The following is a 14,556-nucleotide window of genomic DNA, read 5'->3' on the forward strand; positions in this document are numbered from 1 at the left end:
ACGCCACCGGTTCGTCATCCTGAACCGGGGGTTCAGGTGGGCAAGGGCAACCTATCGTTGGGTTCATCTGACGCGAGACGATCACGCTCAATAGGTGATGTACCAAGCCCGTGCTCGTTGAGCATTGGTTCAAGGAAATATAAAAACCGGCAGATTTGCAGACAGTTCTATTTTAACGGGAATTAGGTGCCATGCATAAGTCATGACAGCTTTGTTTCAGAGTTTGCAAGACGACTGAAAAGCTCAAAGTAGTCTGGTGTCGCTCTCAAGCGCCTGATCAAGCCTCAGCACCAGTTGCTCTGCAAGCGTCTGCTGGCGCTCCAGCTCGGCCTGAGCGGCTTCGCTGACTTCAGGTGGGGGGGCTTGCTCTTGCGCCAGAGACTGCATTTCAGCATGCACATTGACCATGTGAGCCTGTTGGGCATCGCGGTCCAGTACGTCAAAAGCCATGTTCAGAGCGGCTAAGACCGCCACGCGATCGCGGGAGCGAACCTTGCCGCTGTCGCGAATGCGGGTCATGGCATCGTCGACTCGACGAGCGGCCTCTTGTACGCGTTCTTCTTGACCATCGGGGCAGGTCAGCACGTAGCTTTGCTGCATGATTTGCACATCGATCTGCTTCATGGGCGTCAGTGGCGGGTCTGGTGATGGGGGTGACTGAAGGTCACTCTCCCTGGTTGGCGGGCAGGCGTTCGATCAGGGCATCGACGCGTGCGCGTGCTGCCTGCAGGCGCAGACGCAGCAAATCGCGCTCTTGCGTAAGAGCGGAGACCTGATCGGTGAGCAGAGTGTTGGTGCGCTGCAGTTCCTCGTGGCGCACCAGCAGACGCTCTACACGCTCGGCAATGAGATCAAGAGAAGGCTGGGTGGTCATAGACACTGCCATTGTAGGTCTTGCAGTCTTTAGATGGGCATTAATGTGCGGGCAAATTGAGTCGTTTGCTCCATGGCAGGCATCTGCTTGAGCGCACTAGTCAGGAACCTGCAAATTTCTCTCAAAAATAGTAGCGCGCTTCGCAGGATCTGTGTGCCTCAAAGACATTTTTAACGTAAACAATCGTCACACAACTCGTTCAAATGAGGGATTTGCGCAGTGCAGCGCTCATTACAATACGCAGCTGTTGGTGCTCGAGGCGGCTTTTCTGTGGCCTCAGTTCAACGGGAAGCAGGGAGGTGCTGGTCAGAAATACTGGCACACCGGGCCTGCGCTGCCCCCGCAACGGTCGGCGAATGGAATGCCTTTGCATTCCACCTTTTCCATCAAAGCCACTGGCGCTTGCGCGCTGGGAAGGCTGGCTAAAGGACGATTCGCCTAGCCCGGATACCGGCCAACGACGGTGTGTCTGCATTGTGTGCAGGCATGTATTGCTCATTGTCGGCGGGTAGGCTGGCGTGAGCGTCTTTCTTGTCTGCTTTCCATGAGTTCGCAATATTCGACCCTGTGCACTGCACAGGCGGCATCGCGCGTACGCGCCACATTTGTTCTTCGTCCCACTTTGCTGGCTTCGCTGCTGGTCATGGCATCTGCTGCACAGGCCCAGCAGGTTGCGCTGGCTGATACCGTGAGCATGAAGGAGATGGTGGTCACGGCTAACCGCATCGAACAACCTTTGTCGGACCTGGTGGCTGATATGTCCATCGTGGACCGCGAAACCATTGAAGCCGCTGGTGCTGCCGGTGTGGCCGATGTGCTTTCTCGATTGCCTGGTATTCAGATGGTGCGCAACGGCGGTGCTGGTGCGACAACCAGCGTTTATCTGCGCGGCGCTGATACGCGCTTTACCGCTGTCTATATCGATGGCGTGCGCATTGACACCCAATCTGCTAGCGGTGGTGCTTCCTGGCAAGATATTCCTCTGGAATCCATTGATCGCATTGAGGTGCTACGTGGCCCTGCTGCTGCGGTCTATGGCTCGGACGCAATTGGCGGTGTAGTTCAGATCTTCACCAAGAAGGGCGAGGGCAAGGCCAAGCCTTACGTGGGCCTTGGCTGGGGCAGCCGTGGCACGGTAAAGGCACAAGCCGGTGTCAGCGGTGGTGTGGCTGGCTGGGACTACAACCTGGGTGTCTCGCACGCTAGCAGCAATGGCTTCAATTCCAAAACTTCTGCGGGCTCCAATCCTGATGCAGACGGCTATCGCAGCAATGCCTTTAATGGCCGGGTTGGTTATCAGATCACAGCCAATCAGCGTGTTGAAGCCACAGCTTTGACCAGCTATATGAATGCGGGCTATGACGCATTCGTCTCTCCAATCTCTCCAATGGCCGACGACCACAGCATCTACAAGATGAGCGCCGTGGGCCTGAACTGGCAGGCCAAGTGGAGTGATATTTACAGCACACGTCTGCAGTACACGCAGTCGCGTGACTTCTATCAGACAAAGCCCAGCCCTTATGAAACCGATACTCGTTTGCACAGCTATCTGTTTCAGAACGAATGGAAGCTGGGCGCGCAGACAGTGACCGCAGCATTGGAGCGCCGTGAAGACAAGCTGGTCAACAGCGGTCTGGATATCGGCAGCCGCGAACGCTCGCAGAATGCGCTGGCGTTGGGTTACGGCCTGAATCTGGGCAAGCACACGCTGCAACTCAATGCCCGCCATGACCGCGATAGCGAATTTGGTGGCCACACCACAGGCAGCGCTGCCTATGGTTACGAGTTCATACCTAACTGGCGTGCTACGGCATCGGCGGGTACGTCCTTCCGAGCCCCCACGCTGTATCAGCGCTTCAGTCAGTATGGCGTTGCATCGCTGGTGCCCGAAGAGGGCAAAAACGTAGAGCTGGGCCTGAAGTGGGGCAAGGGCAGCGACAGCTTTTCGGCCATGGTTTATCGCAACAATCTCTCCAATCTCATCAACTATGTGGGCAAGGCGAGTGCTTGCCCGGGCAATATGGGCGCTTGCTATGCCAACGTGGCCAATGCGCGATATGAAGGCATTACCTTTGCTGCAACAACCCGCGTGGGAGTGGTGAATTTGCAAGGCTCGTTGGATTTTCAGAATCCGCGTGATATGGACAAAGATTTGCAACTGGCTCGCCGCTCCAAGCGCTATGCCAGCCTGTCTGCGGACACCAAGATTGCTGGCTGGAAGCTGGGTGCCGAGATGCAGACTGCAGGCAAACGCTTTGATGATGCTGCCAACAAAAACGTGCTGGGCGGCTACACGCTCTGGAACCTGAGCGCGCAAAAGCAGTTGAATCGCGACTGGAGCCTCGTGGCTCGTATCAACAATCTGGCTGACAAGCGCTATGAACTGGCTCGCGATTACGCCACCGAAGGCCGTAGCGGCTATATCGGTGTGAAGTGGGAAGCTAACTAACTAAGCATGCCAGCCATGACATTCATCGCAATGCCGGAAAAAACCACTCGCTGCCCCGCTATCCTGATCAGCGCCCCGGCCTCCGGTCAGGGCAAGACGACTGTGACGGCGGCGCTGGCACGGCTGCATGCGCGCCAGGGCCGCAAGGTGCGCGTGTTCAAGTGCGGGCCTGATTTTCTGGACCCATATTGGCATGAGCTGGCCAGTGGTGCACCCGTGCATTCGGTGGATTTGTGGATGACTGGCGAGGCCGATGTGCGTCAGCGCCTGCATGAGGCGGCAGGTGAGGCCGACCTCATTCTGATTGAAGGCGTGATGGGCCTGTTTGACGGTAACTTCAGCGCGGGTGATCTGGCGCAGTTGCTGGGCCTGCCCGTGCTGGCCGTGGTTGATGCATCGGCCATGGCAGGCACGTTTGGGGCGCTGGCCTATGGTTTGCAGCATTACCAAAGCGGCCTGCGCTGGGCGGGCATGCTGGCCAACCGCGTGGCCACGGCTCACCATGCCGACTTGCTCAAGCAAGGCTTGCGTGACCCGGCGCTGTGGCTGGGTGCCATGCCCGGCGTGCAACTGGGTGATAACGCACCCAAGGCGCGCACGGCCGCACTGCTGCCTGAAAGGCACCTGGGCCTGATTGCTGCCCATGAACTGAGCGATGCCATGCAGCGACTTGATGCCGCTGCGGATGCGCTGGCACAGACGCCGCTCGGCCAGCGCTTGTGGACTGCCGCAGAAGATGCGCCCAGTTGGCAAGACTGGTGCGTGGACTTTGCGCCGCCAGACATTTCAACGGATTCTCCAATCGATCAGCCCAAGGCTCAGCCTTGGCTGGCCGGTCGTCGCATCGCCATTGCGCGCGATGCGGCTTTCTCGTTTATCTACCCCGCCAACCTGGACTGTCTGCGCTCCATGGGGGCCGAGCTGTGCTTTTTCTCGCCGCTGGCGGGCGATGCGCTGCCGCCCTGTGATGCGCTGTGGTTGCCCGGTGGCTACCCAGAGTTGCATGCGCAGGCCCTGCACGCCAATCAGGTGCTGCGCGCGGGCATTGGTGAGCATGTGGCTCAAGGCAAGCCCGTCTGGGCGGAGTGCGGCGGCATGCTGGCACTGTGCGAAGGCGTGACGGGTCTGGATGGCCACATTCAAGCCATGTGGGGGCTGCTGCCCGGGCAGGTCATCATGCAGAACCGGCTGGGCGGGCTGGGCATGCAGCAACTGGTGCTGGATACGGGTTTGCTGCGCGGCCACACGTTTCACTACACAAGGCTTGAAACCACGATGCAGGTGCACACGCGCAGCAGCCGCCCAGGCGCAGCGGTGCAGCCCGACCGGGGTGAGGCGCTGTATGCGCATGGCAGCGTGCGGGCTAGCTACTTTCATGCCTGGTTTCCTTCCAACCCTGCCGTCGTGGCCGGGCTTTTTGGCGCAACAATTCAGGCCTGATTTTTTTGGTTTTTCATCATGAGCGTTGCAAGCACTCCCTCCATCGTCATGCCGCGTACGCAGTTCATTCTGGGCGGTCAAAAAAGCGGTAAGTCCCGCCGTGCGGAGCTGCTGGCACGCCAGTGGCTGCAAAGCGGGGCGCAGCATCAGGCGGTGCTGGTGGCCACCGGTCAGGCATGGGATGCCGAGATGACTGAGCGCATTGCCCGCCACCAGCGTGACCGTGCCGAGCGCGTGCCCGGCATGCAGACGCTGGAGGAGCCGCGTGAACTGGCGCAGGTGATTGCACAGCACAGCCACCCTGAGCGCCTGCTGGTGATTGACTGCCTGACGCTGTGGCTGACCAACTGGCTCATGCCGGTAGAGACTGAAAAATCTGAAGAAAAAACGCCTCCTGCGCAAGACTGGCAGGCGCAGCTAGCTATGTTTTTGAAAGCATTGGATGACGCGGCTGGCCCCATCATTTTGGTGGGCAACGAAATTGGGTTGGGCGTCATTCCCATGGGCCGCGAGGTGCGTGCTTTTGTCGATGCGCTGGGCGTGCTCAACCAGCAAGTGGCAGCGCATTGCGAAAGTGCCACGCTGATGTGTGCGGGCCTGCCGCTGGCGCTGAAAGGGCCGCAAGCATGAAGGCGATGGCGAAATTCATGGCTAGCGGCGCACTGGCGAGTTGGTTGCTGGGCGTGGCGTTGCCGGTGGCCGCGCAATCCGTGCAGATCACCGATGCGCGTGGCAGCAAGGTGCAGCTGGCCAAATCGCCGCAGCGCATTGTTAGCCTGCTGCCTTCGCTCACCGAAAGCCTGTGCGCGCTGGGTGGCTGCGAGCGACTGGTGGGGGTGGACCGTTACTCCAACTGGCCGGCGCACACCAAGACTCTGCCCGTCGTGGGCGGGGGGCTGGACCCGAATATCGAAAGCATCGTGGCGCTCAAGCCTGATCTGGTGCTGGCGTCGATGGCTTCGCGTTCCATAGGGCGCATGGAAGCGCTGGGCCTTAAAGTCGTTGCGCTTGAGCCGCGTACCCATGCCGAAGCGCGTGTGGTGCTGCAAAAACTGGGTGTGCTGCTGAATCTGCCACCTGCGCAAGGCGCGGACCGTGTCTGGTCCGGCATTGAATCCGATATGGCCAAAGCTGCTGCCAGCGTGCCCGAGAAAATACGCGGCCAGCGTGTGTACTTTGAAGCCAGTCGCGGCCCGTTTGCGGCCGGTGAAAACTCTTTTATTGGCGAGACTTTGACGCAGCTGCATCTGCGCAATGTGATTGAAGCAAAGCTGGGGCCATTTCCGCGCATCAACCCCGAATACGTGGTCAAGCTTGATCCCGACATTCTGATGGCGGGCGAGCGTGCCTGGAAAACTGGCGTGCCCGAATACCCGGGCTGGTCGCAGATGCGTGCCGTCAAGCAGGGGGCGATATGTGCTTTTACGCCTGAGCAATCTGACGTGCTGGTGCGCCCCGGCCCGCGCATGGCAGAAGGCGCGCTGATCATCGCTCGCTGCCTGCAGCGACTGGCGGGTTCGGCCACCGGTGCGCAGGGCAAGGGGCAATGAGCTTAATCAAGCGCAATCATTCACCGCAGACCGGGCTGGCCGCGCCCTGGCTTTTGCTGTGGCTGGCGCTGGCTGGCAGCTTGCTGGCGCTGCTGGGCGCAGGCATTGGCAGCACGGGTTTTGAGAGCGTGCTGAACGCCCGCCATGATCCGCTGGCCTGGCAAATCGTGATGGACATTCGCCTGCCGCGCACTGCTGCGGCCTTGCTGGCCGGTGGCCTGCTGGGGCTGGCAGGCGCCATTGCGCAAGGCGTGTTTCGCAATCCGCTGGCTGACCCGTATTTGCTGGGCAGTGCATCGGGCGCAACGCTGGGCGTGGCGCTGGCCATGGCGGCGCTGGGTGTGTCGCCCTTTGCGTTGGCCGGACTGGCACGCTGGGGCGTGACGGGCGCGGCCTTTGCTGGTGCCGTGTTTGCCGTGGTGCTGACGCTGGTGCTGGCCAAGGGCGTGCAAAACACCATGCGCCTGCTGCTGGCTGGCGTGGTGGTAGGGGTGGTGCTGGGCGCAGTTGCATCGCTGGTGGTGCTGAGAAATACCGATATCTTGCAGGCCATGCAGTCCTTCATGCTAGGTACTACGGCTTTTGCGGGCTGGAATGCTTGCGCGCTGATGCTATGGGTGCTGCTGCCCACGCTGGGTCTGTCCTGGTGCCTGAGCCGCGTGCTGGATGGGTTGGCGCTGGGTGAATCGACCGCCCACAGCCTTGGCCTGCCGCTGGGCCCGCTGCGCCTGCTGCTGATTGTGCTGCTGGCGCTGGCCACCGGCACCGCCGTAGCGCAGACCGGGCTGATTGCTTTTGTGGGGCTGGCGGCTCCGCACCTGGTGCGATCCATGGTGCGGGCGCTGCACCGCTGGTTGCTGGTGCTTAGCAGCCTGATGGGCGCTGTGCTGCTGCTGGCCGCTGATTTGCTGGCACGCTGGCTGATTGCGCCGCAGGAGCTGCCTGTGGGCGTGCTCACCGCCGTGCTGGGCGGCAGCTATTTGCTGTGGCTGATGCACAAGCGCGGCACGCTTTCGACAGGAGAGGGCGCATGAGCGATCACGCCACTCAAGCCGTGCTGGCTACGAACGCATTGACGGTGCAAGCCTTGAATGTGCAATTGGGCGAGCGCGAAGTGCTGCGCCAGCTCAGTGTGCAAATCCCCAAGGGCCGCTGGACGGCCATCGTCGGCCCCAATGGCGCGGGCAAATCCACCTTGCTGCGTGCCATGGCGGGCATGCGTGCCAGCAACCAGCAGCAAAGCGGTGATGTATTTTTGCAAGGCCGCAAGCTGGCTGACTGGAATGGCCGCGAGCGTGCCAAGGCGCTGGCATGGCTGGGGCAAAACCAGCCGGTGTCGGCCGATATGGCCGTGTATGACGTGGTCATGCTGGGCCGCTTGCCGCATCAGGGCTGGCTGGCACCGGCGTCTAGCGCTGACCAGCAGGCAGTAGAGCAGGCGCTGAAGCGCACCCATGCGTGGGACTGGCGTCAGCGCAGCATCGGTCAACTCTCGGGCGGCGAGCGCCAGCGCGTGCTGCTGGCCCGCGCACTGGCCGTGCAGGCCCAGACCTTGTTGATGGATGAGCCGCTGGCCAATCTCGACCCGCCGCACCAGACCGACTGGATGCTGACCGCGCGCAGCCTGGTGCAGCAGGGTATGACCGTGGTCAGCGTGCTGCACGAGCTGTCGTTTGCCTTGCTGGCGGATGAAATCATCGTCATGCAGGCTGGGCGCATCACCCATCAGGGCACATGCAGCGACCCGGCCAGCCATGCCGCGCTGGAGGCGGTGTTCGAGCACCGCATACAGGTGCGAGAGCTGGATGGCCTGTGGCTGGCCCTGCCGCGCCTGCGCTGAAAATTTTTGAGTCTTTTTACCCTTTAGCCCTTGATAGATAAGCGAGAGCAGCTATGCATATTGAAGCGCCCCCTACCGAAAAGCCCTATGAAAAACCCGAGGGCGAGCGCCGCGGCCTGATCATCGTCAACACCGGCAACGGCAAGGGCAAAAGCACAGCAGCTTTTGGTCTGGCATTTCGTGCCACGGGCCGGGGCAAGGCCGTCAAGGTCTATCAGTTCATGAAGGTGCCCACTGCCCGTTTTGGCGAGCACCGCCTGGCCGAGCAGGTGGGCATGCCGATTGTGGGGCTGGGCGACGGCTTTAGCTGGAAGAGCAAGGACCTCGATCATTCCGCCCAGCTGGCGCGTGATGGCTGGGAAAAAGCCAAGGCTGATATTTTGTCCGGCGAGTTGTTTCTGGTCGTGCTGGACGAAATCACCTATCCGCTGATCTACGGCTGGCTGCCGCTGCAAGACGTGCTGGACACGCTCAAGGCGCGCCCCAAGGATGTGCATGTCTGCCTGACAGGTCGTCGCTGCCCGCAGGAGATCATCGACATGGCCGACACCGTCACCGAGATGACGATGATCAAACACGCGTTTCAGGCGGGAATACCCGCCCAGCGAGGGATTGAAGACTAATCAGGCCCTGTGGCGCAGCCCTCGCGGCGGGGTGGCCCTTGCCTGGCTGCCCTGACCTGGATCGCGCCCGTTTTGCAGTTTTTAGCTGTGTGCAGGCAGATACGAGGTATCCGCGCCTGTGCCAAAGGGACACAATTGCGCCATGTCTGAAGCACACCCATTACCCACCATCCCTGCCACGCCTTTTACCGAGGCTGAGCGTGCTGCCGTCTATCGCGCCATTTATGAGCGCCGCGACATGCGCCACTTCGCGGGCGGGCAGGTAGCGGATGACGTTTTGCTGCGCTTGCTGCGTGCGGCGCACCACGCACCCAGCGTGGGCTTCATGCAGCCCTGGCGCTTTATTCGTGTCAAAAGTGCGGATCTGCGCAAGCAAATCCACGCGCTGGTCGAAGAAGAGCGCGTGCGCACCGCCCACGCCATGGGCGAGCGTGAAGAAGACTTCATGAAGCTTAAGGTGCAGGGCGTGCTGGATGCGGCCGAGGTGCTGGTCGTCGCCATGCCGCCGGGGCGCGAGGCGCATATCTTTGGTCGCCGCACGCTGCCCGAGATGGACATTGCCAGCACCGCCTGCGCCATCCAAAACCTGTGGCTGGCTGCGCGTGCCGAAGGGCTGGGCATGGGCTGGGTGTCGATTTTTGACCCGTTGCAACTGGCAAAGCTGCTGCAAATGCCCGATGGCGCCCACCCGCTGGGCGTGCTGTGCCTGGGCCCTGTCGATGCGTATTACGCCGCGCCCATGCTGCAGCAAGAAAAATGGGCCTGCCGCGCGCCACTCGAAGACATGCTGATGGACGATGTATGGGATGCCACGCGCGTCGTTCCCAATAACGCTGGGGCGACTGCGGTGACTGCGGCCAAGGGTAAAACGGGCACATGACGGCAATTACCTGGGCTGAGCTGATCGGTCTTTCCCTCAGTCCCGTGGTGTGGTTGTATCAAACCTTCACTTCCAGCGATCAGGCCGCATGGCATTGGGCAACTAATGTGCAGGCCGCTTTGCTGGCGGTGCTGGTCGCCTTGCTGATGGACAGGCTTTGGGGCGAGCCGCCGGTCTGGCTGCACCCCGTAGTTCTGATGGGCAAGCTGCTGGGCTGGGCCGGGCAGGCCATTGCACCACGCCACGAGGTGAACAATGACTTTGGGCGTTTTTCCCTTGCAGCGCTTGCGTGGTGCGCGCTGGCTGCTCTGTTTTTTATAGTTTATTGGCTGACCCAGTTCCTGCTGGGTTTTGCGCCTTGGTGGGTGTGGGGGCTGGTGATGGGCGTGCTGCTCAAGCCCCTGCTGTCCTGGCGCATGCTCAAAGACGAGGTGCTGGCCGTAGAAGCGGCCTTGCAGCAATCGCTGCCTGCCGGGCGCGAGCGCTTGTCTTGGCTAGTAAGCCGAGATACGACGCAGCTTGATGCCGCCACCGTGCGCGAAAGCGCGATTGAGACGCTGGCCGAGAATTTGAGTGATTCGGTGATCGCCCCGCTGTTCTGGTTTGCTGTGGCAGGCTTGCCCGGTGCGGCCGTCTATCGTCTGGCCAACACCGCAGACGCCATGTGGGGCTACCCCGGCTGGCGCGGCCAGGGGGACAAGCGCCGCCACTGGCAATGGGCCGGAAAATGGGCGGCGCGGGCAGACGATGTGCTCAACTGGATTCCAGCGCGCATCACCGCACTGTGGCTGGCGCTGGTGGCCGGCGGCGTGTCGTGGAGCGGCTTGCGGCGCGATGCGCGCGTGACACCATCGCCTAACGGCGGCTGGCCCATGGGTGCCATGGCATTGGCGCTGGGTGTGCATCTTTCCAAGCCCGGCGTGTATCAGCTCAACCCGCAGGGGCGGGGGCCGGAGTCTGAGGACTTGCAGAAATCCGTAAAATTAGCGTCTAAAGTGATTGCAGCGCAGGTGCTGCTTGTGCTGATAGCTATGATTTTTATGGCGCTCTGGATGTGGAAGTTGGTTGGGAATGTTTGATATGAATGTGGCGGCCATGCATGGCGGCACCGATGCGCTGGGCGTGCCTGCGCATGATTTTTCGACCAATCGCAATGCCTGCGGGCCCTGCCCGATGGCGGTCAAGGCGCTGCAGGCTGCCCATGTGGCGCAGTACCCTGATCCCCATTACCTGCAGTTGCAGGCACAACTGGCCGCCTTTCATGGTGTGGCAGTAGAGCGCATCATCATTGGTGGCAGCAGCAGCGAGCTGATTCACCGCATCACCCTGCATGCTGTTCGCAGCGGTGCCAAGAGCGTATTTTTCCCGCCGCACCACTATGGCGACTACCTGCAGGCTGCACGTGTCTGGCGGCTGGCGTTGTGTCGCCGCGCTGAAGTGAGCGCGCTGCCTGCACTGAGCTGGGCCTGTGAGCCATCCAGTCCGCTGGGCGTGCAAGAGGATATCTGGCCAGCGTGGAGCAAGGCACCGCCGCAGCAGGAGTGGCGTGGGCTGGACTGCGCCTATCGTCCGCTGTGGCTGGAGGGTGAGGCACCGACGCGATCGCTTGATGCCGTCTGGCAACTGTGGACGCCGAATAAAGCACTGGGCATGACGGGCATACGAGCCGCCTATGCGATTGCGCCTGTGCATGCGGCTGCCGCTGAACTCAAAGCCTTGCGTGACCTGGCTGCATCGTGGGTGGTGGGCTCGCATGGTGTGGCCATGCTGCAGGCATGGGTCAGCGATGAGGTGCAGCAATGGCTGGCCCAAAGCCTGGTGACATTGCGCCGCTGGAAGGCGCAGCAACTGGCGCTGTGTGCCAAGCTGGGCTGGCAGGTGGTGGCAGGCCATCAGGCCAATTACTTTGTGGTGCGCTTACCGCTGGACGATATTGCTGCGCCACTGGCTGCAATGCGTGCCCAGGGTGTCAAGTTGCGGGACTGTGCCAGCTTTGGCCTGCCCGGCCATGCACGGCTGGGCGTGTTGCCACCCGTGTCGCAGGCAGCGCTGGAGCGGGCGTGGCTGAGTATTCAGGGCTCATTGAAGGACGCATCCAATGACCTTGCAATGCAGACCCCGCATGCCTGAGGCGCTACCATTTCGCATGGACACTGAAACCCTCAAGCTGCGCTCCGTGCTGGTAGAGCGCTACGTCACGCCGCTGCGTGAAGGCGGCTCCATGCCCGCGATTGTCGAGGCCGACGACCTGGGCACCTATGTGCTCAAGTTCCGCGGGGCCGGGCAGGGCGTGCGTGCGCTGATGGCCGAAATCATCTCTGGCGGCATGGCGCGTGCGCTGGGCCTGCCCGTGCCAGAAATCGTGCTGATGCAGCTGAACGGCGATCTGTCTCGCACAGAATCCGATCCTGAAATTCAAGACCTGATTCGCGCCAGCGACGGGTTGAACGTGGGCTTGGACTATCTGCCTGGAGCCATCAACTTTGACCCGGCTGTCGATGTGGTGGACAGCGACTTTGCCTCGCGTCTGGTGTGGTTTGACACGCTGGTCAGCAATGTGGACCGCACGGCGCGCAACACCAATATGCTGATGTGCAAAAAGCAGCCTTGGCTCATTGACCATGGCGCAAGCCTGACGTTTCACCATGCGTGGAATGGAGTCGTTGCTGACTCGGCCAAGCCTTTTGCCCCCAGTTCTGAGCATGTGCTGCTGCCGCTGGCCAGCCATCTCGCTGAGGTGGATGCTGAACTGGCTGCGCGGCTGACGCCCGAGGTGCTGACCGCCATTCTGGCGGAGGTGCCTGACTGCTTTCTGGAGCAGGCCGCCGCAGACAAAGACGGCGATGCCTTGAGCGATGTCCAGGCCCACCGCGCCGCCTATGTGAATTATTTTGTGGCCCGCCTTGCTGAGCGCGGCCGCTGGTTGCAAGGAGTGATCGATGCCCGCGCATGAGGTGTATGACTACGCAGTCGTGCGGGTAATGCCGCGCGTGGAGCGTGAAGAATTTGTGAATGCGGGCGTCATCATCTCCTGCCAGCGCACCGGTCATCTGCAGGCCGCCATTGCCCTGGATGAGGCGCGTCTGCTGGCGCTGGACCCGAATGTAGACATGGAAACCGTGCACCGCCATCTGGGTGCGATTGTGGCTATCTGCGAAGGCGCTGCCCATGGCGGCCCCATCGCCCAGTTGCCCATGCGTGCGCGCTACCACTGGCTGACGGCCAAGCGCAGCAGCATCATCCAGACATCACCCTCGCACATGGGGCTGTGCATGCAGCCCGGCGAGGCGCTGGCCCGCATCATGCAGCGCATGGTGCTGCCCATCCAATCAATCTGAAAATTAAAGACATGACAGCACGTTGCATCATGGTGCTGGGCACCAGCAGTGGCGCCGGCAAAAGCTGGGTGGCCACGGCGCTGTGCGCCTACTACCGCAGCCAGGGCCTGAAGGTTGCGCCGTTCAAGGCGCAGAACATGAGCAATAACGCCCGTGTCGTCTCCACGCCCGACGGCCAATGGGGTGAGATCGGCACAGCCCAGTACCTGCAGGCCCTGGCCGCAGGCGCGGTGCCCGATGTGCGCATGAACCCCTTGCTGCTCAAGCCCGAGGCGGATACGCGCAGTCAGGTCGTGTTGTTCGGTCAGGTCAACGACGAGCTGAGCGCCATGCCATGGCGTGGCCGCAGCCTGAAAGTGTGGCCGCAGATTGCGCAGGCGCTGGACGAGTTGTGTGCTGAAAACGATGTGGTGGTGATCGAAGGCGCAGGTTCGCCCGCCGAGATTAATCTGCACGCCAGCGATGTGGTGAACATGCGCGTGGCCAAGCATTGCAACGCGCACTGCCTGCTGGTGTCTGACATTGACCGGGGCGGTGCTTTTGCCCACCTCTATGGCACTTGGGCGCTGCTGCCTGAAGACGAGCAAAAGCTGATCAAAGGCTTTGTGCTCAACAAATTTCGTGGCGATGCATCGCTGCTGGCGCCTGCGCCGCAGATGCTCGAAGAGAAAACCGGCATCCCCACCGTGGCCTGCATTCCCATGCAGTTCGCCCACGGCTTGCCGGAAGAAGATGGCGTGTTCGACGACCGTGGCAGCACGGGAGCAGGGCAGGCCATTCACACCACCATCGCCATCATTGCCTACCCGCGCATCAGCAATCTGGACGAGTTTCAGCCGCTGATGCAGGTGCCCGGCGTGCGCGTGGTCTGGGCGCGCTCACCCGCGCAGATTGCTGATGCCGACTGGGTCATCCTGCCCGGTAGCAAGGCCACCGCGGCTGACTTGTCGTGGATGCGCTCGCAAGGGCTGGATGCCGCAATCGTTGCCCATGCCAGCGAAGGCAGGCGCGTGCTGGGCATTTGCGGCGGCCTGCAAATGCTGGGCGAGGCGCTGATTGATCTGCACGGCGTGGATGGCAATGCCGCAGGTCTGGGCTTGCTGCCGTTGGCAACGCTGTTTGCGCAAGAAAAGACTGTGCAACCCACCACACTGACCTTGCCCGAGCTGCAAGCGCCGTGGAATGGGCTGAGCAGCGTGCAGGCACGGGGCTATGAAATCCACCACGGTCAGACCGAGCTGCGTGCGGATATGCAGGCTGGCGCTGAGCAGCCCGCGCAAGAACTATTGCCCGGCATGTTGTGGCAAGGCGGCAACCCGGCTGTGGTTGGCACCTATCTGCATGGGCTGTTTGAAAACGCCGAGGTGATTCACGCCTTGTTTGGCCACGATGCACCCAGTCTGGAGCAAGTTTTTGAGCGGCTGGCGAAGGGCGTAGGCCAATGGTTTGAGGCTGGATCGCTATAGCGAATTAGCGAATAGGTGAAGGTTGAATGGGTTTGTAGGATTTATCCTGCAAACCTATGTGCGGTAAACCGATTATCCGCAACCCTGAGTGCGCGC

At 61.4% G+C, this 14,556-nt stretch carries 15 protein-coding genes and 1 riboswitch; of the genes, 13 read left to right on the top strand and 2 right to left on the bottom strand.

From position 1 onward, the window contains the following. Positions 1-243 precede the first annotated feature (243 nt). Together RSF91_RS01670 and RSF91_RS01675 are read right to left on the bottom strand one after the other, a co-directional pair. Positions 244-624 carry a cell division protein ZapA gene (locus RSF91_RS01670; protein WP_332566776.1) on the bottom strand — a complete coding sequence of 127 codons (381 nt, stop codon included), beginning with the start codon at positions 622-624 and terminating at the stop codon, positions 244-246. A gap of 40 nt (positions 625-664) precedes the next feature. Next, a complete protein-coding gene (locus RSF91_RS01675) occupies positions 665-874 on the bottom strand; it encodes a DUF904 domain-containing protein (protein WP_099737907.1) in 210 nt (69 codons plus the stop codon). Between the two features lie 231 nt (positions 875-1,105). Next, positions 1,106-1,347, top strand: a riboswitch (cobalamin riboswitch). A gap of 71 nt (positions 1,348-1,418) precedes the next feature. Between RSF91_RS01675 and RSF91_RS01680 the strand changes: the two genes are divergently transcribed. From RSF91_RS01680 to RSF91_RS01740, 13 genes are all read left to right on the top strand, one after another. Continuing rightward, the gene (locus RSF91_RS01680) at positions 1,419-3,323 is read left to right on the top strand and encodes a TonB-dependent receptor domain-containing protein (protein ID WP_332566777.1); all 1,905 of its coding nucleotides are present in this window, start codon (positions 1,419-1,421) and stop codon (positions 3,321-3,323) included. Between the two features lie 15 nt (positions 3,324-3,338). Further along, positions 3,339-4,763: a cobyrinate a,c-diamide synthase gene (locus RSF91_RS01685; RefSeq protein WP_332566778.1), complete on the top strand. Its 1,425-nt coding sequence runs from the start codon at positions 3,339-3,341 to the stop codon at positions 4,761-4,763. Positions 4,764-4,811: 48 nt separating this feature from the next. Beyond that, positions 4,812-5,393, top strand: coding sequence for a bifunctional adenosylcobinamide kinase/adenosylcobinamide-phosphate guanylyltransferase (gene cobU / locus RSF91_RS01690; protein ID WP_332566815.1), 582 nt, complete (start codon positions 4,812-4,814; stop codon positions 5,391-5,393). Beyond that, positions 5,390-6,313, top strand: a complete 924-nt coding sequence (locus RSF91_RS01695; RefSeq protein WP_332566779.1) for an ABC transporter substrate-binding protein — start codon at positions 5,390-5,392, stop codon at positions 6,311-6,313. Before cobU ends, RSF91_RS01695 begins: the two co-directional genes overlap by 4 nt. Further along, complete coding sequence (locus RSF91_RS01700) at positions 6,310-7,347, top strand: FecCD family ABC transporter permease (RefSeq protein ID WP_332566780.1); 1,038 nt, start codon at positions 6,310-6,312, stop codon at positions 7,345-7,347. The genes RSF91_RS01695 and RSF91_RS01700 overlap by 4 nt, the downstream gene beginning before the upstream one ends. Beyond that, entirely contained in the window at positions 7,344-8,153 is an 810-nt protein-coding gene (locus tag RSF91_RS01705; RefSeq protein WP_332566781.1) for an ABC transporter ATP-binding protein, read from the top strand. The genes RSF91_RS01700 and RSF91_RS01705 overlap by 4 nt, the downstream gene beginning before the upstream one ends. Positions 8,154-8,206: 53 nt before the next feature. After that, entirely contained in the window at positions 8,207-8,776 is a 570-nt protein-coding gene (cobO, locus tag RSF91_RS01710; RefSeq protein ID WP_332566782.1) for a cob(I)yrinic acid a,c-diamide adenosyltransferase, read from the top strand. A 142-nt stretch (positions 8,777-8,918) separates the two neighbouring features. Then, positions 8,919-9,656, top strand: coding sequence for a 5,6-dimethylbenzimidazole synthase (bluB, locus tag RSF91_RS01715; protein ID WP_332566783.1), 738 nt, complete (start codon positions 8,919-8,921; stop codon positions 9,654-9,656). After that, positions 9,653-10,735 carry an adenosylcobinamide-phosphate synthase CbiB gene (gene cbiB, locus RSF91_RS01720; RefSeq protein WP_332566784.1) on the top strand — a complete coding sequence of 361 codons (1,083 nt, stop codon included), beginning with the start codon at positions 9,653-9,655 and terminating at the stop codon, positions 10,733-10,735. Before bluB ends, cbiB begins: the two co-directional genes overlap by 4 nt. Then, positions 10,728-11,786 (top strand): aminotransferase class I/II-fold pyridoxal phosphate-dependent enzyme, encoded by a 1,059-nt coding sequence (locus RSF91_RS01725; protein ID WP_332566785.1) that lies wholly within the window; start codon positions 10,728-10,730, stop codon positions 11,784-11,786. Before cbiB ends, RSF91_RS01725 begins: the two co-directional genes overlap by 8 nt. Positions 11,787-11,802: 16 nt before the next feature. Next, positions 11,803-12,609 carry a HipA family kinase gene (locus RSF91_RS01730; RefSeq protein ID WP_442878776.1) on the top strand — a complete coding sequence of 269 codons (807 nt, stop codon included), beginning with the start codon at positions 11,803-11,805 and terminating at the stop codon, positions 12,607-12,609. Next, entirely contained in the window at positions 12,596-12,994 is a 399-nt protein-coding gene (locus RSF91_RS01735; RefSeq protein WP_332566786.1) for a DUF3037 domain-containing protein, read from the top strand. Before RSF91_RS01730 ends, RSF91_RS01735 begins: the two co-directional genes overlap by 14 nt. Before the next feature lie 11 nt (positions 12,995-13,005). After that, entirely contained in the window at positions 13,006-14,460 is a 1,455-nt protein-coding gene (locus RSF91_RS01740; protein ID WP_332566787.1) for a cobyric acid synthase, read from the top strand. Positions 14,461-14,556 lie beyond the last annotated feature (96 nt).

This window comes from Comamonas sp. (assembly GCF_036643215.1).
Lineage (GTDB): Bacteria > Pseudomonadota > Gammaproteobacteria > Burkholderiales > Burkholderiaceae_C > Comamonas.

What these genes read in the sequence shown, in the direction of transcription:
- RSF91_RS01670 (WP_332566776.1), bottom strand. Translation starts at nt 624, where the DNA reads ATGAAGCAGATCGATGTGCAAATCATGCAGCAAAGCTACGTGCTGACC.
- RSF91_RS01675 (WP_099737907.1), bottom strand. Translation starts at nt 874, where the DNA reads ATGACCACCCAGCCTTCTCTTGATCTCATTGCCGAGCGTGTAGAGCGT.
- RSF91_RS01680 (WP_332566777.1), top strand. Translation starts at nt 1,419, where the DNA reads ATGAGTTCGCAATATTCGACCCTGTGCACTGCACAGGCGGCATCGCGC.
- RSF91_RS01685 (WP_332566778.1), top strand. Translation starts at nt 3,339, where the DNA reads ATGACATTCATCGCAATGCCGGAAAAAACCACTCGCTGCCCCGCTATC.
- cobU (WP_332566815.1), top strand. Translation starts at nt 4,812, where the DNA reads ATGCCGCGTACGCAGTTCATTCTGGGCGGTCAAAAAAGCGGTAAGTCC.
- RSF91_RS01695 (WP_332566779.1), top strand. Translation starts at nt 5,390, where the DNA reads ATGAAGGCGATGGCGAAATTCATGGCTAGCGGCGCACTGGCGAGTTGG.
- RSF91_RS01700 (WP_332566780.1), top strand. Translation starts at nt 6,310, where the DNA reads ATGAGCTTAATCAAGCGCAATCATTCACCGCAGACCGGGCTGGCCGCG.
- RSF91_RS01705 (WP_332566781.1), top strand. Translation starts at nt 7,344, where the DNA reads ATGAGCGATCACGCCACTCAAGCCGTGCTGGCTACGAACGCATTGACG.
- cobO (WP_332566782.1), top strand. Translation starts at nt 8,207, where the DNA reads ATGCATATTGAAGCGCCCCCTACCGAAAAGCCCTATGAAAAACCCGAG.
- bluB (WP_332566783.1), top strand. Translation starts at nt 8,919, where the DNA reads ATGTCTGAAGCACACCCATTACCCACCATCCCTGCCACGCCTTTTACC.
- cbiB (WP_332566784.1), top strand. Translation starts at nt 9,653, where the DNA reads ATGACGGCAATTACCTGGGCTGAGCTGATCGGTCTTTCCCTCAGTCCC.
- RSF91_RS01725 (WP_332566785.1), top strand. Translation starts at nt 10,728, where the DNA reads ATGTTTGATATGAATGTGGCGGCCATGCATGGCGGCACCGATGCGCTG.
- RSF91_RS01730 (WP_442878776.1), top strand. Translation starts at nt 11,803, where the DNA reads ATGGACACTGAAACCCTCAAGCTGCGCTCCGTGCTGGTAGAGCGCTAC.
- RSF91_RS01735 (WP_332566786.1), top strand. Translation starts at nt 12,596, where the DNA reads ATGCCCGCGCATGAGGTGTATGACTACGCAGTCGTGCGGGTAATGCCG.
- RSF91_RS01740 (WP_332566787.1), top strand. Translation starts at nt 13,006, where the DNA reads ATGACAGCACGTTGCATCATGGTGCTGGGCACCAGCAGTGGCGCCGGC.